Source organism: Acidithiobacillus sp. 'AMD consortium', assembly GCF_008926505.1.
In the GTDB taxonomy this organism is placed as follows: domain Bacteria; phylum Pseudomonadota; class Gammaproteobacteria; order Acidithiobacillales; family Acidithiobacillaceae; genus Acidithiobacillus; species Acidithiobacillus ferridurans.
In genome coordinates this window covers 2,031,575-2,053,807 of record NZ_CP044411.1, presented here as the reverse complement: position 1 = coordinate 2,053,807, position 22,233 = coordinate 2,031,575, and the positions used below count along the sequence as shown (strand labels likewise).

Sequence of the window (22,233 nt, the reverse complement as noted above, 5' to 3'; positions counted from 1 at the left end):
AAACCATCCACTAATAACCGCCGCCACTCGCCATATAGGTCTGTAGAGCCATCCATCCGGCTACGACCATCGGCGGTAAGCCGACCAATCCGGGCGCGAGCACTGTCCATCGACCGGAATAGCCTCGGTGTTGAAGAATTCTGGCAACACCCGCTCCAGTGGCAAGCGACACGAGTAGCCATACCATGACGACCATTGAAGCACCTGCGTAGAAACGCAAATCCACCATTAGGGCACCCAGGATCAGGATCCCCACATCGGCACTCGGCGAATCCCAACGCGAACCATACACCAAGAGGGAAAAAACAAGCGCCACGGCCAGCACAACGGCCAGCGCTGCTCCGAACTGAGCCAGCAGGATACTGCCCAACAATGGCGCGACGAGCGCTAGCCCGACAGCCCCGACAAGCAGCGTGATTCCTGCGGGTTTTTGATCTCGGTGGTCAGGGGTGAGGGCAAACCACAGTACGGACCACAGCACCGCTACCGTCAGCCAAGCAACGAAGGCGGCGAGCACGGTTTCCTGGCGCAGGACTGGCCACAGCAAAATGAAAGCAGCGGCTCCTGCGATCAACCCCCTCGCCCCATAGCGCCACCATTGGTGTCTACGGTGATCGGCAATAGCCGCTACTGTCCCGCCCACGAGGGCTAGCCAGGGCAACCAGGACAACACGGTACGTGGTGGGAAGGAAAAATCGCGATAGGTCAGTGCATAGCCAACTAGAAAACCAGCCAGTATGGCCGCCGCCCAAAATGTAGAACGCCAGCCGGGATATTTGCAGATTTTGTAATACGCAGCGACCACCATGAGCATGGTGACAGCAGCGGGAAACAGGGCACTATCCAAAATCAAGGACCGAACGAAACTGGATTGCCAGAGATTCCACATAAAGATTGCCTCCCAACGGGAAGGAGGCGCCGGCCTTGCTGGTCGGCACCCCAAAAGGCCGCTCAGCCGGTCGTGCGAACACCCTCGATGTTCACATGCAGGTGCACTGTGTTGGCGATCATGCCCGCATAGGCATCCATGCCGAAGTCGCTGCGCTGGATGGTGGTGGTGGCCACATAGCCGGAGAGATAACCACCCCAGGGTTTGGGCAACGCCGGCACCGGCCCGGCACCGATTTCCCGCACCTGGAAGGTCACCGGCCGCGTCACGCCATGAATAGTCAGTTTCCCATACAGTTGTCCGCCCTCTTTACCCGTGGGTTGATAGCGCGTACTGACGAATGTGATGTTCGGAAACTCCCGGACATTGAAAAAGTCCGGCCCACGCAAGTCGTGATCCCTTAGAGCGAAGTTGGTATTGATGCTGGCTGCGGGAATGCGGATATCCACTTTGTCCCCCGCAGGACTTGCGGGATTGAAGGTATAGCTGCCGGATAGCTTGTCGAAACGGCCCACCACCACTGCCACCCCGGCATGGCCGATGGTGAACCACGCCAGAGAGTGGTCCGGATCAATCCGGTACGAGCCAGCCGGGCTGGCGTCCAGTTGGTGGTATGTCGCTGCGTCAGCGAGTGACACCAATGATGGGGACAATGCGACGGAAAGGATGGCGGTCCTCAGTGCAATGGAAACTTTGTTCGGTAACATGGCAATGCTCCTCTATCAATTCGGGAGAAACGGTCACTCAGCCGCTAAGCTTGTATGAGTACCGTCGCAGAAGGGGCGATTGGCGGATTGGTGACAGGCACAAATGGCCACCGTTCGCGGCTCGGCGATATCCACGGCGAAGGGCTCCACGCCGCTACCCTGGTGCGTCCCATCGCAGAAAGGCAAGTTTGCGGAGCGCCCGCAGGCGCAGAAATAGTGGCTGCCTGGTTCCAGGCTCATCACGTAAGGTGTCGGGTTCATCATGACCTCCATTAAATTAAGCATCTCATCTGGTACGCATCCATATAGTTACAATGCGTACTATATGGATAGCACAACAAATGTTCGTATGCAAACTATGTGGGATTTACTCCTGAAATCGGCTTCGCAGTGCGCGTAGGGTACGGCGCACCTGTTCCAAATCACCCGCATCCACATTCGCGAAGACCCGACTGAGATAGGCGATATGGGCTGGGAATACTCGGGAAAAAAGGACTTCGCCTTCGGGGGTCAGAACGGCACGGAAACTGCGTCGATCACCCACCGGGACCTCCCTACGAACCAAGCCTTTTTCATCGAGGCGATCGATGATACCAGTCAGGGTTCCCTTGGTGATTAAGGTTTTTTGGGCAAGCTGGGTGAGGGGCATTCCCTGGGTGTTGCCCAAGGTAGCGATGACGTCAAACTGCGCAGGTGTGAGACCCAGTTGCCGGACATGGGCGGCAGAGTAGGCGGAAAAGGCATGATAGGCTTGGGCAAGCTCTCGCAGGACGGCGAGGAAAGGCTCCTTGGTTGTAGCCCGGGGCGTAGCCGGGTAAGAAGGCAACATCGTTGGTTCCCCGGTCGTTCCGTCACGCATCCCTACCCTCACCACAATGTTTCCAATTAGATAGTCCTATATAGAACTATTTGGGGCGGACGTCAAATGGGCCTGTAGGACCCGAATTCCGGGTTTGATATTGGAAGCAAGTGGTCAAGTATCGTAGAGCGGCATACCATATGCGGCTGACTTTACCCGGATATTCGCAATTCCCGCACGGGATAGATAGTCCCCTCTGGCTGTCCCGTGCTTCTCGAGGTGCGCGTTATTCCGGAAAGACCGTGGGACGAACCCGCCGTTTCAACCTCAAATAGCTCGGGACAGGGCACCTGATTTATCGCGGGACGTAACAGCAGTGATGAAGGGTAGATAAAACCAATGGTACTATGCTTTCGGATGGTATTGTCTAGTTGTCGGTTTCGACTGGTGCCTGGCTCAAGGAAAGCATCACCTCGCCCGTCGCCAACGAAAACTGGATGGCCGCTTACAGTCCACCGCCGACCATCAGGGCTCAACGGCGGCAGGGCAGCAGAAGGGTTCATGCCGAAGTGGTCGTTGGCATGCTGACATTGATGATTTTCAGAATTCCTACCGGTCTGAGGGGTTTGATTGAGGATGTCGTCGTTTGTGAATCGGTCAGGAGAAAAGGCATTGGCGCCCTGCTTATCCAATCCGCCATTAATATTGCGGAGGCAGAGGGGGTAAGAACGCTCGATTTGACATCCAGGCCGGAGCGTCATGCAGCCAATCAACTCTATGAGAAGCTAGGTTTTTCAAAAAGAGACTCTAACGTATATCGGATGTGTTTACGCATTTGAATGGGATTGATATTTCGTGGTCGTTGATCAGCCTCACGCGGGCGGAAAGCGAGGCAGGATCTCCCAGCCACCCCGAAACCTGACAACGCCGGAACCGCATGGGCATTGCAGTTCGTATGCCTATCATCATCAGTGGGTTGTGTGTGCTTAGGGCGCACCATTAAATGCATGGATTTACGGGGGCGATTGATGGATGTTTGCCAGGTACCGTTCAATCAACTGATTGGATTAGAACCAGAAGACACTGCGAGCGGTTTGCTGATTAGCCTTCCCGAGAGTCCGCGCTATCAGAATCACTTGGGAACGATCCATGGGAGCGCACTTCTCGCGGTGGCGGAAGCGGGCTCCGGGGTTTTTCTCCTGCGGCATTTCGGTCAGTGGCAAGGTTTTGTCCCTGTAGTACGAAGGCTGGAGGCAAAATTTCGCAGGCCGGCGTCTGGACGGATATCTTCGCGATGTTCCATCCCCCGCGAGGTGGCAGACCGATGGTCTTCAGAACTCATGGCGCGTGGACGCGTATCTGCATCCATACCGATAGAAGTGATTGATTCAAAAAGCGTCGTAGTGGTCTCCGCTGCGGTTGAGTGGTTTATAACGAGAATATCATAAAAACGGCGCGCTAATGCTCAGTTGCGGAACATTCCTGCGTAATCGGCCGACTGCGGGCGCCGAGTCGTGGACAAAAGACCGTTATGGTGCCACGCTGTACTAACCAGTGCAGAAAATCGGCGGAATGCGCGTACTTACGTCGATCTGTTATGACCAGTTATTGTCATGGGTCTGGCTGGAAGCGGTCTGGCAGTGTCCTGATATAATCATTGCCACGTCCAATGTCTGGTGGGCCGCCTCCACCGACATCCCGGCTATCGAGGATGAAAATACGGTGGCGTGGGCGCGGTTGATGGGGAATGATGTGGTATGGGCGCGGAATGAGTAAGAGGCCAGCCGGAATCACCCGTTATGTTGAGCTTGGCCGCAACCTGAGGCCCCCCTAAATGCCTACTACGGATGACTCCACCACCCTGATCTCGCCGCGATCCATCACTATGGATCGTCGCAAACTCTGGGTGGTCGGCGTGGCGTTTGTGCTGCTGGCGGGCGTTGTTGCGCTGCTAGCTGTCAACAGGTCTCATCTTCTGTACCAGTCTCTCTCAGAGAATGTTCATTTGCGTGCCAGGAACGCCGCGCAGAGCGCGGCCCTGCAGGTATCCGCCAGCCTGGATAAACCCTTTAACGATCTCTACTATATCAGCAACGCCCTGCTGCCTGCGGGCGCGCAACCGTCCAGCACAACCTTGGAGCAGATACAAATCATCCGGGTGTTAAATCCGAGCGTCATCGCCATCCAGATTCTGAACGCCCTCGGAGATCGTGTTCTCTGGACTACAAGCATGGGGTCCGCCAGCCCCATGGAACCGCAAGCGGATTTTACGCCGCTGCCCGGGCATCCGCATCGGCTGATCGGACAGCCGCGCTATGACCATAGAGCGCATACCTGGGTGGTGCCTCTGGTTTATATGGCGCACAAGATGTCCGGAAGCTCCACCTTGTCGATCAGTAGTCTGGTGGATTTGGCGAGCCTCAAACCGCTGACCGTTTCCCGCGACTTTGCCCTGCGCGTATTCGGGGCGCACAATGTGCCCATAGCCTTCTTCAGGCAGGGGGCAACCCCTTCGCAGGGTGCAATCCTTCCCGCGCGGGCCACTTCTGCAGAAAACCAGGTGCCCGTGGCGGTGCCAGGATATCCCTGGACGGTAGAGGCACACTGGTCATCAGCCATGGTGGAGCAATTATGGTGGCGCCAGGAAAAGGCCTTCCTGCCATTGGTGATCGGTACCATCCTGGGCATCCTGGTGTTTGGTGTGAGCATGGTTCTCATGCTGATGAGGGAGATGCGTCTGCACGACCGGCAACGACTTCTGACCTCACAGGCCACCCATGACTTCCTGACCCTCCTGCCCAACCGCGAGGGCCTGCGACGGATTTTCAATCAGGCGTTGGCGCGATCCGACCGTCAGGAGCGCCTCTTGGCGGTGGGTTTTCTCGACCTGGATGCCTTCAAGCTGGTCAACGACCGGTATGGCCATGCCGCCGGAGATGACCTGCTGAAAGAAATGGCCAGCCGCCTGCAAGGCGCGGTGCGGCGGACGGATACCGTGGCGCGCCTGGGTGGCGATGAGTTTGTGCTATTACTGGAAGGCCTGCGCGGTGTGGATCAACTGGATCAGGTCCTGGCCCGTCTGCAGACTGCGATGGCGCAACCTTTCCTGATCCAGGGGAAAGAGATCAGCCTCCAGGCGAGTCTGGGACTGACTATCTATCCTTTTGACGGGGCGGCGGACGCCGATCTCCTCCTGCGGCACGCCGATCAGGCCATGTATGCAGCCAAGGCGCGCCCTGAGCGGGGGCGCGAAGGGTGGGTGCAGCTCTATCACCAGGATCTCGGCACCATCACCATGGGCGATGAAATGTTGCGCCAGGATTTTCTGCAGGCTTTGGTCGCCGGAGAGGTGACGCTACGTTACCAGCCTCTGGTGGCCCTGACGACAGGCCGCGTGGCGGGCCTCGAGGCCCTGGCCCGCTGGCGCCGGAATGACCGGGAGGTTTCCCCCGATCAATTCCTCCCGTCCCTGGGTGTGCGGGAGCGTCAGGCGCTGGGGCATTTCGTATTGCAGACGGGACTGCGGCAACTCGCGCAATGGCGGAGAATCGGACTGGACATCTTTCTCAGCGTCAACGTCACCCCGGAAGAGCTCGACAGTACCGGATTTGCCGATACGGTCTTCGACATCCTGGCCGCCCAGCCGTATATATTCCCGGAATCCCTGGTACTGGAGGTGCTGGAGATCGGGGAAATCCTCGAACAGGAGGTCGCACTGGGACATCTGCAACGCCTGCGCAGTGCGGGCGTGAAGATTGCGCTGGATGACGTGGGGAGCGCGTATGCCTCGCTCCTTCGGCTCAAAAACCTGCCCATTGACGAGATCAAAATCGATCAGGGTTTCGTCCGCGAGCTGTTGAACAAGCCCCAGGACCTGATCTTTGTCGAGAGTCTCATCAACCTGGGGATGGGCATGAATGTCATCATCACGGTGGAAGGGGTGGAAACCGAAGAACACATCGCCCTGCTGCGCGAGATGGAGGTCGACTATCTCCAGGGATACGCCATCGCCAGGCCGCTGGAAGCGGAGGCAGTTGCTGATTTTGTGCACACGTTTGTCCTCGGTACGGGGGATGCGGACACGCCGCTGCTGGCTCTGTACCAGCATCTGGGATGGGTGCATGCGGCAGAAGGGTCCGCGATGAACCATGGGGATTACGAGCATGTGGATCTGGCTGCCTGTCCGATCACCGCCTGGCTGCACACCCACGCGCCGGAACTGCCCGGGGTAGAGGCCTTGCTGGCCGAGCATGAAGTGGTGCATGCCCTGGGGCGGGAAATCCTTCAGGTACGGCAAAGCGGAACGCGCGAGGAACTGCACCGGCTACTCGGGCAACTGCATGAGCATGGCTACCGATTTCAGGAAGGGCTGGGGCGGGCGGTGAGGGCTATGCGGGACAATGCGGCGGCATAGAAGAGGAGGCTGGAATAATGGACCAACATGAACGTGAAGATGACGGCCAAGAGTCGGTACTCACTTCCGATAACAAGGCGGCGGAGGAACTGAGCATCTCCGCAGAAGTCGATGTGGTGGGAAGTACCCGCAGGCGACTCAACAGGATCGACCCTTACGATCGTGTTGATGTCTGGCTCAACGCCGTGCAGGATCAACTGTGTAGCTACAGCGAGGCGGTGGTTGCGAACTTTTACGACACCCTGATGCGTACCGAGGCTTCGGCGCACATCCTGAGCCTCCTTTCTGAGGCCGAAATGGCCCATCTCAAGACCAGCCAGGTGCGTTACCTGACGCAGGTTCTCTCACCGGGTATCAGCCGGGAAAAGCATATGTCCATGGCCAGAGAGGTCGGCTTGCGCCACACCTGGATCGGGTTGCCCGCAGATATTCTGGCCCAATCCTTTCAGGTCTATCGCGCCGTTCTGGAAGATACCATCAATACTGAATTGCCCAACAGCGTCACGTTGCAGTCCATCATCATGGAACGCCTCAGCAATGATCTCTCATGGCAACTCATGGCCTATACCGAGGCCGAAAATGAACGGGCCAATACTCTTGAAAATATTAGGCAGATCATTTCTACAGCCATTAATCGTGAAGACATTATACGAGAAACACTGCAGCGCATTGTTAAAATTCCAGGAATCGCCGGTGTCGAAATCATTAGCATTGGAGAAAAGTACGGCCTGCGTTGTGAATTGGGTTTCGGCAATACTCTGCACGAAAGTCAGCCCCAAGAAATCATGGAGTGGTGTGCGAACGACCCAGATAATTTATTATTGCAGGCTTGGCGGGACGAAAAGCCCGTGCATATCGATAGCATTCAGAAGGAATTATCGCCTGAGGAGCGGACCAAAGCCCAAGCCATCGGCCTACGGTCTATGGCAATACATCCTATCCTGAACGCTACTGGAGCTCCACAAATCCTCATGGCCTTATACAGTCCATGGCCCGGGTATTTTCATCCGCCTTGGCAACAGAGCTTTTGGGTATCTCTCGAACAATACTTTGGCGATCGCCTGGAGACGTTGGAAAAAAGCTCCGTTATCCGTACTGCTCCCTCCATCAGTTTGCAGGACCGGCATCGTTACCGAGAACTCTTGCAAAATGATGGTCTGGAAATGTGGTATCAACCCGTGGTGAATCCGGGTACTCATCGCATCGTTAAAGCCGAGGCTCTGGCGCGACTGCGTGATGGCGACCACCTCATCTCTCCTTATTTCTTCCTGCCCGCATTCGGTAGTGCGCAGTTGCTTTCCCTTTTTGAAAAAGGTCTACAACAAATCCATAAAGATGCCCAACATTGGGTGGCAGAAAAAAGCTTCCCTCCTTCCTTGTCCATCAACCTGCCGCCCGAGGCCTTTCACCATCCCGCCTTTCTGCAAAAAATCGCGAGATGGGGAACCAACCATTTATTGCAACATAATCACCTGGATGGCACGGGGCCACTGAAAATCACGCTGGAGATTCTGGAAACCGGTACCCTGGATGAGGCTAGTGCCCAAGAACAAATTCTTCTACTGCGCAAAGCAGGATTCCGTATTGCACTGGACGATGTGGGTAGCGGTGAGTCATCCCTTAATCGTTTACGCGCTCTCTCTATCGACGAAATAAAGATCGACCAGTCCTTCATATGTGCTCTGGAAAAAAATCCTGATACTATCGACTTTGTCATAATTTTAGCAAATCTTGCCAACGACCTGAATATGGCCTGCGTGGCGGAGGGTGTAGAGAATGACGCCATTGCAGACATGCTGGCCAGCATTGGTGGTCTTTCCTTACAAGGTTATCTCTATGCCAAACCCATGCAGGCTACGGAATTGGCGGGCTGGGCTTCGGAATACCAGCAAAGAAAAGAACCAGCGCACCCTCACACCATCCATGGCTGGTTTGCCAAATGGATGCAAATAACACGCATCGTGCGTTCATCTCTTCTACACATGCCGAACCTACTAAACGATTTTACCATCAACGATGGCATACACAAAGAACTTCAGGAGAATCTACAAAATTTACCACTTAATGATGCACACAGACAGCAGATAAGTGCTGCTTTTGATGAATATGGCCAGTCCATCATCGCATCATTGGCCATGCAAAGATATGGAGAAGATATTTTCGGCCTACTGAATATCGGCGAAAAAAACCTAAAGACCGCTGTTTATAATACATTATAGGTTGGCAGTGGATGATGTTTGCCAAACGAATGTTTTTCCGGACCCCGAGTAACTTAACATCATGGACCCACTGTGAGACCGTTTCCGTGTCCATTTGTCCGTCCAGATTTTTATGAGGTACACCAGCGCGTCTCTACCAGATATGCGAATGACCGGTTACGCTGCATACCGTCTGCGTATTCCACGCCATCCGGCCACTCAATCCATCGGCATCCGGCCACTGATTTCACGATGATCCGGTCACCCTGTCCACGGCCATTCGGCCGGGGCAGGCGGAGCGTAGCGACGCGGGTAAAAGGACGTCACGCCGACTGGGCCGATGGGGGTCAACCGCTGTTTCTTCCGCATGGATTCTCCGTCGATAGTCAGCCTGTAGGCGTTGTGGATCAGGCGATCCAGAATGGCGTCCGCCAAGGTGGGATCGCCAATGCTGTCATGCCAGTGCTCGACGGGTAATTGACTGGTGACCAGGGTGGATCCGCTTTGGTAACGGTCATCCAGGTGCGTATTCCGGGGCATCGTGGGCACCCATTCCGTTTGATCGTGGGCAGTGATTCTGATTGATGGTGGGCACTCATTACGATTGATCGTGGGCACTTTTGGAGTTTCCGGAATCGAGCATCTATTTAAAACAAGAAAGAGCCTGTCGATTGTTCCGGTATGGAAGACATCCGTGCAGAAATCGACTGTTTGGATAAAACTATCATCATGCTTATAGGAAAACGTTTTCAGTACGTCCAAGCAGCGGCCAAATTTAAAGCCAGCGAATCATCTGTTCGTGCCCCAGAAAGGTTCAAAGCCATGCTTCAACAACGCAGAATTTGGGCACATGAACAGGGGCTAAGCCCCGATGCCATCGAGAAACTATATAGCGATTTAGTTAATCATTTCATTAAAGAAGAAATGGAAATGTGGTGTAGTGGAACGTCCGACACCTAACAAAATCGTTAGGCTCCACACATGCCCAATTTCCTGCTACTGCATGTACTACCGCAACGCACGCCATCGGCGAAACAGGTCGGATCATAGAGTATGGTGATGCCGATGTTATGGTGGCTGGCGGGGCGGAGGCTCCGATTACACCAAGTAGCATGGCTGGATTTGGCAATGCCAAGGCATTGTCTACGCGTAACGACAGCCCGGAAAGCGCGAGTCGTCCGTGGGACATGGATCGTGACGGCTTTGTGCTTGGTGAAGGCGCTGGCGTACTCGTATTGGAGAAACTTGAACATGCGCGTCGACGCGGTGCCAGTATCTACGCCGAATTGGTTGGCTTTGGCATGAGTGGCGATGCCTATCATATAACGAGTCCATCAGAGAACGGCAATGGAGCCATGCGGTGTATGCGCAACGCACTACGTAACGCTGGGGTAAATTCGAATGATGTGCAATATGTCAATGCACACGGCACATCGACACAGTTAGGCGATCTCGCAGAAACAGTCGCCTTCAAGAGCTTGTTTGGTAAGCACGCATACAAAATCAGCTCGACCAAATCGATGACCGGGCATTTGCTGGGTGCATCCGGCGGTGTTGAGGCTGTATATACCGCACTTGCCATCCACCATCAGATCGCGCCGCCCACGGCCAATCTCACCACTCCGGATCCGCAGTGCGATCTCGATTATGTATCTAGCGGTGCGCGTGAAATGAAAATCGACGTCGCACTATCCAATTCCTTCGGTTTCGGCGGGACCAACGGAACACTGACATTCCGCGGTTTACGATGGGGATGATGAACGATGACCAGTCTTCTTCCGGGAATTTTGGTCGGTGTATTCGTGCTTCTCGCGCTCATCCACCGACAGTTCACGATAACAAATATCCGATCATCAGTGGCGGATAAGTTTCGTATACAAACAATCATATCGTCTTGCTGTTTGCAGCCATTCAGGCTAATCTCTTCGGGTGCAAGACGAGGATATTTCCGAACGACTGCAACCCGACCACCTCTTCGAGCGTTATGTTGGCGAGCTCAAACAGCGATGTCCATTCCTTCAACGTGCGTTCGCGCCCTCGTGAACCCACGAACATCTGCATATCGAACGATGCGCCAGCGATATCCGCACCAACCTCCGGCAGCACCATTTCCAATAATGCAATACGAGCGCCGGTCCTACCACAGGCATTCGCAAGATTGCGCAGAATGGTGATGCAGCTATCGTTATCGAAGCCATGTAGCACGGCGGAGAGAAGATAAATATCTTTTTCGCTCCGTGCGGATGGAATCGAGTCCAACAGATCTCCGGCTTGGAATTGCAGTCGTTCCGCGCCGCTTGAGTCATGGTTTGCCCAGTAAATCTCAGCCTCTATGATGACTTGGGGGCGATCAACAACGAGAGCGGTTAAGCCAGGGTGTCGTTTCAAAATAGCAAGTGATTTCGTGCCACGGGAACCGCCGACGTCAATGACCCGTTCAAATTTACCCCAGTTGAAATCGGTGGCGAAGCTGTCACCGGTCAATGCTTCGACACTATCCATTGCCGCAGAAAACAGGGAATCAAAATCGGCATGGTGGTCCAAGTAGGCAAACAGTTCCTCGCCGTGTGAAAGCTGAAAGGGCGGCACACCTCCCCGCACACCCTGTTCGAGACACTCAAACCAAGGTCGGCTCATGGCATCGGAATTGTGCATCAGGATCATGGCCCGTACGCTGTTCGGATGGTCCGTGCGCAGGAAGGCGGATATTTTGTTGTTCCGGAATACTTGCGGCGCAGTCTCCAAGAAGACCCCTATCGCAGCAAGCAGCCGCAGCAAACGCCCTGTGGCGTCCGCATTGGCAGCAACGCGAACCGCAATCACACCTGCGTCGAGCGCCTCGTCCCCTAATATGGTGGCGATATCTAACCGTGCAGCAACATAGAGCGCACGGGACTGCCAGAAAGCCGAGCCGATCTGCATCAGCCTAAATGGCGGAGGGGTCAGCTTGTTGGGAATCGCTTGCAGCCATGCACCAAACTTCATGATTTTGGCAAAACGCCGCACGGTGCCTGAGTTCATTTGATACGACATGGATCGCCCTCCTGCTATTTCGAAGTGACCGGCTTTAATCCCGCCGAGAATAGGTGCCCATTAAAATCGGCCAATTTTTCCAGAAACGTGGTGTCCATCGGGTGACCCACCTGTTCTTCGAAGATGTCCTTCAGAAGGATAGGCGTCATGGCCAGACTAACGAAAGCCAATCGGAGAATGTCGGGGTCGATGCCGGAAGCGATCTGCCCTTGGGATTTTAGGTCAGACACCCTGCTGGCACCTCGCGTACGTCCACGCTCCAGTAATTGTTGGATAAAATGTCGCCCCGGACCGTGGTTGAGAGCAAGCACTTTGAGGATGAGTCTTGGAAACTCTGGCTGGGCGGTCATAGTGTCGTAATACAGACGCAGGAAATCGGTGAATCCTGTGACCGACGCCAACATCGGGCCGTCGAGCACATCTAACATTGGTTTCAGGGTCTCGCGGATCATTTCCTCGTAGAGCCCCTCCTTGTTACCAAAGTAGTAGCGGATCATTGAGATATTGGCACCAGCCTTTTCAGCGATCAGCCGGGTTGTGACTCGGTGGTAATCGTCAGCAAGAAAACAATCCAATGCCGCCTTTACAAGACGCCCCCTTACTGTCGCTGGCGTGTCGAGATTGCCCATGATCGGCTTCCCTGATTTCGTTGAAAACAGTTTAGCACTCAAGGTGATGAGTACCGGCATAGTTTCGTTAATCAAGATCGGGGGTGTGATTGAACGATATAGTGGAGCGAACGGTAGTAACAGCCTTATAGCTGCCGTTGGCGATTTAAAAACCCTATGGTCGCCAGGTTGGCACTGGAAGGCAGTCTGCCAGAGGGAACAGAAGCCAACCTGCTGATACTACTATCTAGTCATGCGTGATGGTGATAGTATGAACGGCAATAAAAATCGTCTGCGCTATCGGGATTTCATGGACATTCAATGAGCACGCGCGCCCTTATTCTTCCTGGAATTGGCAACTCAAGTTCTGAACATTGGCAGAGCCTTTGGGAAAGGGCCAACTCATCATTCTTGCGAGTAGAGCAGCGCGACTGGGAACGGCCGGTTTGTGAGGAATGGGTGAATGTTCTAGAAGATGCGGTGCGACAGACGGGTAATCATAGTACCAAAGTTGTTCTGGTAGCACATAGCTTGGGCTGTCTTCTTGTGGCGCAATGGGCGTCCCGTACCAAGCTATCTATCAAGGGTGCACTATTAGTGGCGCCGCCAGATCCGTTTGGCCCCAATTTCCCGAAAAAAGCCACCGGTTTCTCACCTTTTCCGTTACAGCCCCTGAGGTTCCCGAGCATAGTCGTTACAAGTGCCGACGATCCTTATGGGAGCGTTGAATTTGCTACGCAGTGCGCGGCGGCTTGGGGCGGCCGCCTAGTCAATATCGGCGCCGCAGGTCACATCAATGCCTACAGCGGGCTTGGTCCGTGGAGTGAGGGCTTTTCTTTGTTTCAGGAGATGGCTGGGCGATGAGAGCGGCAGTCGGATTGCAATTCCTGCCGTGGTAACCCGAGCCAAGAGCGTGAAGATTATTGCAAGGCAGGTTTCTGGTGCATGATTTAATTTTTTATCAACTCAATAAGTTATTAAAACTTGAATGTCAGGAGGTTGATGCGTCTTGCTTGGCGGCGAGCCTGAGCCCGTCACGAAAATTCATACCCATCAGAGTGAGTTGCACGGCACCAACGACTAATTCCACCAATTGCACAGCGTAGAATGATACGTCGAACTCTCCGGCAGCAGCCCTGTAGTTAAGAAAGAGTGCCGATGGAATCATCACGAACAAGCCATTAGCGGCGATGATGAGCATACGTTTCTTTTTCTGTTCCAAGAGCCGCTCCTTGCGTGACTTGCCGAGCATAAAGCCGGATCCGCCGGTAGCGGCAAGGCAAGGCACTAGCAGGAAGAGGCCATAAACAATGCCCAGTTTGACATCGGCGACGGCGGCATGGTCCATAAAAAGTTCCGAGACCAGGGTGGAAGTCCAGAAACTGGCGATGATAAGCATCGCTGTAGTCCCTGCAAGGGCATGAAAGACGGGTTTCATCAGCGGTCTCCTTTCTTCGGTACTGGAGAATCAAGCTGTTCGTGGATGACATTCAGGGTTTGCAGGGTCTCATGGAGGTGTTGCAGGGAAAGGTCGGTAACAAGACCGTCAGCCCAGACCGTCTCCAGGGCCATCGCATCAGAAAAGGAACGGATGCCCAGATCGGTCAGAGCATAGAGGGGGGATCTCTGGTGGTATGGATTCGGGTATCGCTCGAAAAAGCCATCCTTTTCCATTTTGTTGAGCTGTTTCTGCGCCCCTTGGCGGGTGATCCCCATAGCCTCGGCAATTTGAGGTGCGGAGAGTGGTTTCCCGGCGAGCGCAACGGCGCCTACCACTTGCCACTTGGCGCTCGTGAGATTGAGGGGTTTGACCAGTTCATCGCCCTTCTTCAGCAGACGGCCCTGCAGGCGAAATACTGCCAGCATGATCTCGGTCAAGATGGCCGCTTTTGGGTTTGGTTGAATGTTCATAAGGATCTTACGGTCGCCCATACAGTGACAACTAGTTTCCACTTAAGGAAACTGGTTGTCAATAATTACGCGGCAATGCAGCGGCACGGTCTGTCAAAGCGGCATCCCGATGCCGATCGCGTAGCGGGCGGTGGTTTGGCCGCTTGAATTGCACTATGTTTTTCTTACCACTTCATGCCAGTAGGAGGCATGGCCATGGCAACGGCAAGACGGCTTGAACAACCTGGAATATGTATCGCCACCTGATCCTGTGGGGACGAGGAGCGATGAAGGTGCTTGCCGATGGGCAAAGGAAAGCGGTAGATTGCGGAGAAGTGGTGGGCGGTAACCAGACTGGAAGCAGTCATTCGAATCAATGAATCGTGCCATCGTCTTGTTGATTACTATGCCGGGCTTCGTGCCGTGCCGCGAAGTGATGACCTACTACCACATCTAGTGGGTATGACAACCCGATAAACACGCAATGAACTATTTCTCGAGTGTGATACCCTGATCAATGGTGATATCGATATAAACCTTCCGCGGAGAATCTTATTTGAAACCAATGAGTATGATAGTTAGATGGTTGTACGCATGAGGTTTGAGGCAAAAGGTTGGAAGTGTTACTTGGCGTCTTGGCCCGAAACACCGGAATTCGACTCAACAGCCGACCTTGCCTGGGAAGCCGGGCCTCCCGATCATGTTGATGCCATAAGGCTCTATCTGCAGGAAATCGGCCATAATCCCCTGCTCACGGCGGAGGAGGAGATCTCCCTGGGCCTCAAGATACAACAGGGGGATATTTCGGCACGCAATCGCCTGGTGGAATGCAACCTCCGTCTCGTCGTCCGCATGGCAAGACGTTATCAGCAGCGGCACGCCCTTCCGCTCCTCGATCTCATCGAAGAGCGGAATCTCGGATTGCTCCGTGCTGCGGAATTATTTGATCCGGCGCGGGGATTTCGGTTTTCCACCTATGCCACCTGGTGGATTCGCCAGAATATAGATCGCGGCATCATGAACCAGTCGCGGATAGTACGTTTACCGATCCATGTGATCAAAAATCTCAGCGCGGTGCTGCGCAGTTCCCGGCAGATCGCACAAACGATGCAGGGCGACCCTCGCGTAGAGGAAGTGGTGCAGGTCATGGGCAAGTCCGTTGCCCATGTAAAAGACTGTCTCCAGCAGGACCGCCATGTGGTCAGTCTGGATGCGCCCTCCCGGTGGGAGGGCAGCCCATCTTTGGCTCAGACGTTGGTGGATGCCGATCAGGCGGGCCTGGAGACCTCCCTGGAGGAACAGGACGTCCAGAGACAGATTCAGCGAGCCCTCCTGCGTCTGGACGTGCGACATCGTACCGTCCTGATCCGCCGTTTCGGCATGGACGGTCAGGACGGGGAGGCATTTTCCGCCATCGGCAAAGAGTTGGGTGTAAGCCACGAACGGGTCAGACAGCTACAGGAGGAGGCCTTGAATCTGCTGCGTCAGGCTACGGAGTTACAGTAAACCACTCAGGAGGCGTGGCAAGCGGGCACTGCTTCGGAGTCCGTGCGGCGCCGTAGCGGCTGAATAGGCATTGCGGGCGCGTAAATCGCGTTTCTGGCGCTTGGGGGTACAGAGAACTATCCCCTACCCCCTTTGCGTGCGCTGTAGGGCAAAATGGGGGCCTTGGCGTGGCGGTTACTGTGGGTGGATGTGTCTGGCCGCGATGGACTAAAAAGGCCCACGTTAAGGTGGGCCTGTCCGGGCTGATCGGCAGTGCCCTTCCGGGTAAGGGCTTGGTTAAACTCCCGCGGCTGGAGGCACGCAAGAGCTTCTGCCTGATTGCTTCCCATCCTACGGTACCCATCCGAAACCCACAAGGGACGCCCCACCCATCCAGACGGCGGCCATGATCCCCCCATAAACGGGGAGACCTTATTGCGCCTGCCAGCAAAACGATTTTTCTGTTTCGTGAGCTGACCCCATGGTGGCCATGGGTCGGGTCGGAGCATGCATGGGGACATGATGGTGACATTTTGGCGCCATTGCAGCCTGTGTTTCGGATGTCGGTTATCGGCGCGTATCATGTTTTGCGTGGTTAGAGGTCGAGACTAACCTTAATCTATTAAGCTTAATCTGGCGATTAAGCAGTAGGCAAAGGGGCGGCCCCTTTTGAAACCCCCACGCGATGCATGAGGATAGAACCATGACGATGACGATTAGTGTGCGACTGGAGCATTTGAATAGTGTGACCTATGGCGGCCAGCAGCAGCATGACATGCGCGACGCAAAGCGCATTCCTAAGTACGTGGACAAAGATAGAAGCGATAAAAATTCCATTTTGATAGCAGGCCCATCTGCGGATCATCTCCAGCAAGAAATCATCCGGCATCGAAAAAAAGCGAAGCAGCGTGGGTTCCGCAAGGATGGAAGATTGGCGCTTTCTGGCATTGTGACATTTGGAACAGAAGCGCAATCCATCATTAATGACATGACGCCAGAGAAACAAAATGCAGTTTTCCGTAAGATCGCAGAACGCACTGCAAAGCTGGCCGATCGTGAATTGATTAGTCTGGTTGTGCATCGTGATGAATCCGCACCGCATGCTCATTTTATGTTGAGAAGCTATAAGCATGACCAAGAGACGGGCCATGAAATCCCCATGAATTTGGCTGCCGTTGATCTGCGGATGTTGCAGGATGTGGCCGGGAATGAAGTGTCCGACTTGGGTATCACCAGAGGCAAGAGCAAAAAAAAGAGAATCGCAGACGGTGAAGAACCCGCTAACTGGATACATCGATCAGTAAAGCAGCTTCATGAAACGCTTCCTGCCGACATTGCCAAGGTTGAGGAACGGCGCAAGCAAATTGAAATTGAAGCAGAGGAAGCGTTGGATCGGTACTTAAAAAATATCCGTTTGGCTGAACAAGCGCAAATTGATCTTGAGCAAAAGAAAGGCGATGAAGAAAAAGTTAAAAAACGCTTGGAAGTTTACAAAAAACGTGCAGAGGATGCGGAGGAAAAACAGCGTCAGCTTGATGATGAAAAAAACAAGCTTGATGTTGACATTGCGGCCAATCGTGAAGCCCTTGAAAAACTGGATGCTGGCATTGCGAAAAAACGGCAGGAGGTGGCGCTGCTGGATGCCCAGAGCCAGCAGAAAAAAGCCGTCACGGCACAGGTGCGGGATGCCATGCCCGTGCTGGAGGGGAAGATCATCCCGATGACCAGAAACAGGATTCTATCCCAGGAGGCCGTGGATGCTTACCACGCACAGGTAGCCGAATATATTCGGGACAAAGCGGTGCAAATGGGGCGGAACGCCATCCGGGAAGCCCATGAAAACGTGACCAGGCGTGAGGAGAACGTGAAAGAGCGGGAAGCCCAGGTCCAGCACAAGGAAAGCAGTTTACTGGAATGGGATGCCGCCTTGAAAACACGCGAACAACGGCTGGATAACTATGCTTCGGTGCTGGATGAAAACCGAAAGCTCAAGCTGAGACTGGAAACCATCGGCACCCATGTGGGCCATATACTGGGTATCGAAAATGCGTCTATGAATCGCGGCAAAACCTTGAGAGCCGTTGAATCGGCCTCCTCGATGGCGAGTTTTCGGAAGGCGTTGGCGGAACAGCGGCTTATCATGACGGGGCAGGGACGCGGCGATACGCCGGGGTACTAAGGCGGTGCAGGCCGTTACCGTATAACGGAATAGCGTTTTTTGAGGTTGGCTGGGCGATATTTGGGCGACTCCCCGAAAACCACGCCACACCCCGCGCTGCAATGCTGGTATTTGCTGGTTTTGTCATTTCAGACCCCCGGATTAGTAATCCGATGGTCTACGAAATAGGCGTTTCACACAAAACCACTAAAAGGTGTAGCGTTGGCAGGAGACTTGCAACAGGAACAACTGTTTGCTGTTGCAGAGCAGGCGATTGGAAAAAGCGCAGATTAGCACGACAACTCGTCCATTAACGCGATGAATCCCGACCATGAAACTCATTTATATTGCCAATCTGTCTCATTATATCGCCTAATTCTAAGGACAACTTTCACCTTTCGCGTAGATTTCGTACTGCGCACGAAGGTTTTTTTGGATGGTTGCCTGATAAATCCCAGGGAGATCTGATTCTACTGCATCTCACAAATCATTGATGGATGCATTCTCCAAAAACCAGACAAATGCGGCCCAGTATTTGGCATCCGTTTTAAACGCGAACTTGGTCATGTAAACGACTCGCTTCTGTACCCATTTTTGATTATGTCAGATTAACATGTTTTGGTCCCTTCAAAAAAGGGGTTTGAAGGGACCAAAACATGGCTTATCTGATCTGTGGCAATCTGGATATCAGCCTACCTACTTGAAATGACAATGGGACCCTCTAATTCCTCTCGGATGATCGTTACTCTAGAAAGATTTTCGTCTTTGGCCCAAATTAGACTTTCTCCGGATAAGCTATCAAGCATCTTAGTTACATATTCAGGCGGATCGTCGAGCAGCAACTGGGCATCTATGTCGAGATAGTCTCTTGCTCTTAGGAATGCATACGCACGGGTTGGAAGATCACCTTGGGCGTAGCCCTGGCAGCAAAAAAGACAATGCAACGGATTGATGTTTTTTGCCACACTTTTGAGCGTGTCGTCTTTCGAGGACTTCAGTTTTTTCACGCTGCTGATGGATAAAATGCTGGCACCAAATAGTCTCGAATTTCGCTTTATCGTCACACATGGCCAATTGATCTTGCCGGCTTCCGTACTGCGCCAATAGGAATACAGGCAGTAAAGAGGGATGGCTTTATGTTTCTTTGCATCGGCTACCAATTGATCAATTTGGTAAGTACCATCTTTTCTCTTGTAGTGTAATTGGGCATATCGCTTTCCGTTGATCGAAATGACTTTCGCCTGCACGCGAAGACCAATCCATTTTTTCGTTGGCCCTGTGAACCAAAGCTCCCAATCTGCACCCGTGATCTTTTCCTTTGGGCGGGTAAATGAGTCGATAAAGTACGCCCCCTTCGAGGCCTTCTTCAACTCAAGAACAAAGAAATCCGTAATGGACTCTTCACCAATCTTTGAGTTATACCGACGTGCATTTCGGAGTGTGGACCAAATCCAAGAGGCTTTCTTCTGGGAGATTTTGCAAAGCGTCATTATTGGATACCGATATAACGTAGAGCTAACTGGCGCTGCGCGGCTTTATCGCGCAGCGCCCAGCGACCGAAGTTGAGCGCCATGTTAGATTTACAACCCAATTTCGCGCTCGATGATTTTTTTCTTTTTCTCATACAGCCCCTCTAAAAACTTGTCGTACTCTAAACTGTTGTGTGGGCCAAATATATCCCCCAAAGTTCGCATGTCCCCGAAAAATCGGCCTTTCCTTGACTTGTTCCTTGGCTGATTTATATCTAGAACTTTTAGTTGATCCAAGTGTTTGTAAAGTTCGAAGCTCTTTTGGGTCGAGTATCCAGTTTCCAGGCGCTTGTTAATTAGCTCCTGTAAGTCTTCATAGTTGGCCTCCTCCGTGTTAGTGCCCTTTCTGATATAAACGGCATTTCGTCTTATTCCATCCCCTTCCTTCTTCGGTAGCAGAGGAACAATTTTTGGGTTGTATTCAACTAGCATAACCTGAAATGACTTTCCTCGTATCTTTTCATATTCAGATTCGGTGTAAGTGAAATCGAGGATTTCCAGAGCGATCTCGCTAGGAAGGTAGGAGGCAATCTTTTTACTTATGTCTGATTTGTCCTCCAATTTCTCAAGTCCTATAGCTTCGACGGCGTTATCCTCGGATTGCTTTACGCCGACAACAATTGCTCCCCCACCGCTATTTGCCATAGCCAATATGTGCTTTGCCAGCTTCACTGGCTCAGGCCATGTCTCCTTGAAATCTAGGTAGTCTGTCTCGCCAATGTTGCCTTTGAGCAAATCTCTAAGAGCGCTCCGTGTTGGGCTTTCAAAGAATTTGGCAAATGCTTCGTGCTGTTTTTTTGTGAGTGCCATGATGAAAAATCTAACGTAAATTCGACGGCACTGTCGGTGCCATGTAACAAGGAGATATGCCATATATCATGCGATGATTTTCCTGTCGGTTGTAGATGAGACAGAATGCATCCTTCTGTCTGATGGGCGCTGATCCCCGCTGGGCGGATGGCCCTGTTTTGCGGGGTTCTCCGCCTGCCGGTTGAGGGCTATTTTGAGACATTACGATCATACCAGCATTTCTTTACGGATAACCCTTCGTAGCACTCGTTCTAGTGCCCCATCCTGCGCGGTCATCTGTTCCCGTAAGGCGGCGTTGATCGCGGTCTGATAATTGCCGCCATGTTCTTGCGCCTGCTTTCTGTACCAGTCCAACACGTCGTTATCCAAGCGGATGGTCACGCGGGTCTTTCCCTGCTCTACGGCGACGGCACCCCGCCGGGCCTGGCTGAAATCATACTCTGCTTTCATGGGTTCGCACCTCCTGCATATGCTTTGCGTTCTCCTGGGCTGGCTTTACGGGCGGATATGAGGCGTATTTCATCTCCACCGCGCTCGGTGTACACCACGATCAGTACTCGATCCAAGAAGTCCCGCCCCATCGTCACCAGACGCTGCTCACCTTCGGCATCCACATCCTCCGTGGTCAGGGCGCAGTCATCAAAAAAGACCCCGACGGCATCGGCAAAGTCCACGCGATGATCGCGCAGGTTGGTTTGCCGCTTTTTGTCGTTCCAGGTGAATCTCATGCCTCATGATTGCACAAGTGTACACCAAAGAAAAGCCGTTGTGTGCGTCCACCACCTTTGGCACTCGGGTTGGTGTCCGTCAAACGATCCTTAGTCGGCCATGCCGGACAATTTCCGGGAACGTGCTTGCATAACAGATTGTTGGACATGGAGATAGGCGGACGGAATGATGGAGCAGTAACCTCCGCGCCCTGCGCCTGTCCGGCATCCTGGCTTCCCTGGAGGCCCGCAACCGGCAAGCTGTCGATGGCCAACTGGCCTATACCGAGTTCCTCGCCATGCTCCTGCAGGATGAAGTGGCCCGCCGGGACCAACGGAAATTCGACACCCTCCTGCGTCAGGCCCACTTCCGGAATCACAAAACCCTGGAAGACTTCGCCTTTGACCGGTTACCGAACCTGAACCGCTCTCTGGTGCATGATCTGGCTACGGGTCGCTACCTGCAGGAGCAGGCACCTGTCCTGATCGTCGGGCCCTGTGGCACCGGCAAGAGCCATCTCGCCCAGGCGCTGGGGCATTGTGCCATTCGCCAGGGGATGGACGTGCTCTTTATCACCCAAGGTGATCTGGTGGGCTCCCTGCATGCAGCGCGGGCCACCGGTGGCTTTGACCGGCGCTTCCGCCAACTCGCCAAAGTGACGCTACTGATCATCGACGACTTCGGCCTCAAACCCATGCGCCCGCCCCATGATGAGGACTTCCACGATCTCATCGCCGAACGCTATGAGCGAGTCTCCACCATGCTGACCAGCAATCTCGACTTCGCCGAGTGGGGGGACGTCTTCCCGGCCAACCGCATGCTCGGAGTGGCCACCCTGGATCGGCTACGCCACGGCGCCTATCGACTGATCCTGGAAGGCGATAGTTTTCGCGCCCCACGACCGCTCCCGGAATCCCCGAAAAACACCATTGCGAAAGGAGCCAAAAACACCCATTCTTAACACCGTTCGAGACCCCATTTCAGGCACTTTGAAATGGCGCCATT

Annotated in this window: 21 protein-coding genes and 3 pseudogenes; 11 read left to right on the top strand and 13 right to left on the bottom strand. The window is 53.7% G+C overall.

Annotated elements, in window-relative coordinates; translation table 11 throughout:
- Nucleotides 1-10 precede the first annotated feature (10 nt).
- The 4 genes from F6A13_RS10500 to F6A13_RS10485 form a co-directional block, all read right to left on the bottom strand.
- A complete protein-coding gene (locus F6A13_RS10500; RefSeq protein WP_151528208.1) occupies nt 11-889 on the bottom strand; it encodes a hypothetical protein in 879 nt (292 codons plus the stop codon).
- A gap of 62 nt (nt 890-951) precedes the next feature.
- Nucleotides 952-1,596: a YceI family protein gene (locus F6A13_RS10495; protein ID WP_151528207.1), complete on the bottom strand. Its 645-nt coding sequence runs from the start codon at nt 1,594-1,596 to the stop codon at nt 952-954.
- Between the two features lie 33 nt (nt 1,597-1,629).
- Nucleotides 1,630-1,836, bottom strand: a complete 207-nt coding sequence (locus tag F6A13_RS10490; protein WP_225487665.1) for a CDGSH iron-sulfur domain-containing protein — start codon at nt 1,834-1,836, stop codon at nt 1,630-1,632.
- Between the two features lie 127 nt (nt 1,837-1,963).
- A complete protein-coding gene (locus F6A13_RS10485) occupies nt 1,964-2,455 on the bottom strand; it encodes a MarR family winged helix-turn-helix transcriptional regulator (RefSeq protein ID WP_151528206.1) in 492 nt (163 codons plus the stop codon).
- Nucleotides 2,456-2,826: 371 nt separating this feature from the next.
- On the opposite strand from F6A13_RS10485, the gene F6A13_RS10480 reads away from it, so the two are divergent.
- From F6A13_RS10480 to F6A13_RS10460, 5 genes are all read left to right on the top strand, one after another.
- Entirely contained in the window at nt 2,827-3,234 is a 408-nt protein-coding gene (locus tag F6A13_RS10480; protein WP_203602227.1) for a GNAT family N-acetyltransferase, read from the top strand.
- A 168-nt stretch (nt 3,235-3,402) separates the two neighbouring features.
- A complete protein-coding gene (locus F6A13_RS16015) occupies nt 3,403-3,843 on the top strand; it encodes a PaaI family thioesterase (protein WP_368360318.1) in 441 nt (146 codons plus the stop codon).
- Nucleotides 3,844-3,967: 124 nt separating this feature from the next.
- Nucleotides 3,968-4,171, top strand: coding sequence for a hypothetical protein (locus F6A13_RS10470; protein ID WP_151528204.1), 204 nt, complete (start codon nt 3,968-3,970; stop codon nt 4,169-4,171).
- A gap of 58 nt (nt 4,172-4,229) precedes the next feature.
- Entirely contained in the window at nt 4,230-6,809 is a 2,580-nt protein-coding gene (locus tag F6A13_RS15655) for a putative bifunctional diguanylate cyclase/phosphodiesterase (RefSeq protein WP_225487183.1), read from the top strand.
- A gap of 17 nt (nt 6,810-6,826) precedes the next feature.
- The gene (locus F6A13_RS10460) at nt 6,827-9,028 is read left to right on the top strand and encodes an EAL domain-containing protein (protein WP_151528203.1); all 2,202 of its coding nucleotides are present in this window, start codon (nt 6,827-6,829) and stop codon (nt 9,026-9,028) included.
- A gap of 315 nt (nt 9,029-9,343) precedes the next feature.
- Here the strand turns inward: F6A13_RS10460 and F6A13_RS10455 are convergent.
- Nucleotides 9,344-9,529: pseudogene (locus F6A13_RS10455) on the bottom strand (ATP-binding protein); the annotation flags it as partial.
- A gap of 144 nt (nt 9,530-9,673) precedes the next feature.
- On the opposite strand from F6A13_RS10455, the pseudogene F6A13_RS10450 reads away from it, so the two are divergent.
- Both F6A13_RS10450 and F6A13_RS10445 read left to right on the top strand, forming a co-directional pair.
- A pseudogene (locus F6A13_RS10450) lies at nt 9,674-9,967 on the top strand (isochorismate lyase); the annotation flags it as partial.
- Nucleotides 9,968-10,002: 35 nt separating this feature from the next.
- A pseudogene (locus tag F6A13_RS10445) lies at nt 10,003-10,764 on the top strand (beta-ketoacyl-ACP synthase II); the annotation flags it as partial.
- Nucleotides 10,765-10,918: 154 nt separating this feature from the next.
- On the opposite strand, the gene F6A13_RS10440 reads toward F6A13_RS10445, so the two are convergent.
- Both F6A13_RS10440 and F6A13_RS10435 read right to left on the bottom strand, forming a co-directional pair.
- Nucleotides 10,919-12,040, bottom strand: coding sequence for a methyltransferase (locus F6A13_RS10440; RefSeq protein WP_151528200.1), 1,122 nt, complete (start codon nt 12,038-12,040; stop codon nt 10,919-10,921).
- A 14-nt stretch (nt 12,041-12,054) separates the two neighbouring features.
- Entirely contained in the window at nt 12,055-12,669 is a 615-nt protein-coding gene (locus F6A13_RS10435; protein WP_151528199.1) for a TetR/AcrR family transcriptional regulator, read from the bottom strand.
- A 300-nt stretch (nt 12,670-12,969) separates the two neighbouring features.
- On the opposite strand from F6A13_RS10435, the gene F6A13_RS10430 reads away from it, so the two are divergent.
- Nucleotides 12,970-13,512: an RBBP9/YdeN family alpha/beta hydrolase gene (locus F6A13_RS10430; RefSeq protein WP_074874199.1), complete on the top strand. Its 543-nt coding sequence runs from the start codon at nt 12,970-12,972 to the stop codon at nt 13,510-13,512.
- 127 nt (nt 13,513-13,639) lie between these two features.
- On the opposite strand, the gene F6A13_RS10425 is transcribed toward F6A13_RS10430, so the two are convergent.
- A complete protein-coding gene (locus tag F6A13_RS10425) occupies nt 13,640-14,086 on the bottom strand; it encodes a hypothetical protein (protein WP_054608622.1) in 447 nt (148 codons plus the stop codon).
- Entirely contained in the window at nt 14,086-14,559 is a 474-nt protein-coding gene (locus tag F6A13_RS10420) for a MarR family winged helix-turn-helix transcriptional regulator (protein ID WP_070807700.1), read from the bottom strand. Before F6A13_RS10420 ends, F6A13_RS10425 begins: the two co-directional genes overlap by 1 nt.
- 606 nt (nt 14,560-15,165) lie before the next feature.
- Between F6A13_RS10420 and F6A13_RS10415 the strand changes: the two genes are divergently transcribed.
- Together F6A13_RS10415 and F6A13_RS10410 are read left to right on the top strand one after the other, a co-directional pair.
- Entirely contained in the window at nt 15,166-16,044 is an 879-nt protein-coding gene (locus tag F6A13_RS10415; RefSeq protein WP_225487181.1) for an RNA polymerase sigma factor RpoD/SigA, read from the top strand.
- Nucleotides 16,045-16,726: 682 nt separating this feature from the next.
- Nucleotides 16,727-18,202: a plasmid recombination protein gene (locus F6A13_RS10410; RefSeq protein WP_012607413.1), complete on the top strand. Its 1,476-nt coding sequence runs from the start codon at nt 16,727-16,729 to the stop codon at nt 18,200-18,202.
- Between the two features lie 671 nt (nt 18,203-18,873).
- Here F6A13_RS10410 and F6A13_RS10405 read toward each other — a convergent pair.
- The 4 genes from F6A13_RS10405 to F6A13_RS10390 all read right to left on the bottom strand — a co-directional run bounded on the left by F6A13_RS10405 (nt 18,874) and on the right by F6A13_RS10390 (nt 21,248).
- A complete protein-coding gene (locus F6A13_RS10405) occupies nt 18,874-19,671 on the bottom strand; it encodes a DUF6615 family protein (RefSeq protein ID WP_009567396.1) in 798 nt (265 codons plus the stop codon).
- A 90-nt stretch (nt 19,672-19,761) separates the two neighbouring features.
- Nucleotides 19,762-20,520: a helix-turn-helix domain-containing protein gene (locus F6A13_RS10400; RefSeq protein ID WP_012537181.1), complete on the bottom strand. Its 759-nt coding sequence runs from the start codon at nt 20,518-20,520 to the stop codon at nt 19,762-19,764.
- A gap of 207 nt (nt 20,521-20,727) precedes the next feature.
- Nucleotides 20,728-20,970 carry a BrnA antitoxin family protein gene (locus F6A13_RS10395; protein WP_009567395.1) on the bottom strand — a complete coding sequence of 81 codons (243 nt, stop codon included), beginning with the start codon at nt 20,968-20,970 and terminating at the stop codon, nt 20,728-20,730.
- Nucleotides 20,967-21,248 (bottom strand): BrnT family toxin, encoded by a 282-nt coding sequence (locus F6A13_RS10390; RefSeq protein ID WP_012537180.1) that lies wholly within the window; start codon nt 21,246-21,248, stop codon nt 20,967-20,969. Before F6A13_RS10390 ends, F6A13_RS10395 begins: the two co-directional genes overlap by 4 nt.
- A 191-nt stretch (nt 21,249-21,439) precedes the next feature.
- Between F6A13_RS10390 and istB the strand changes: the two genes are divergently transcribed.
- Complete coding sequence (gene istB / locus F6A13_RS10380; protein WP_049756721.1) at nt 21,440-22,189, top strand: IS21-like element helper ATPase IstB; 750 nt, start codon at nt 21,440-21,442, stop codon at nt 22,187-22,189.
- The last annotated feature ends 44 nt before the right edge of the window (nt 22,190-22,233 follow it).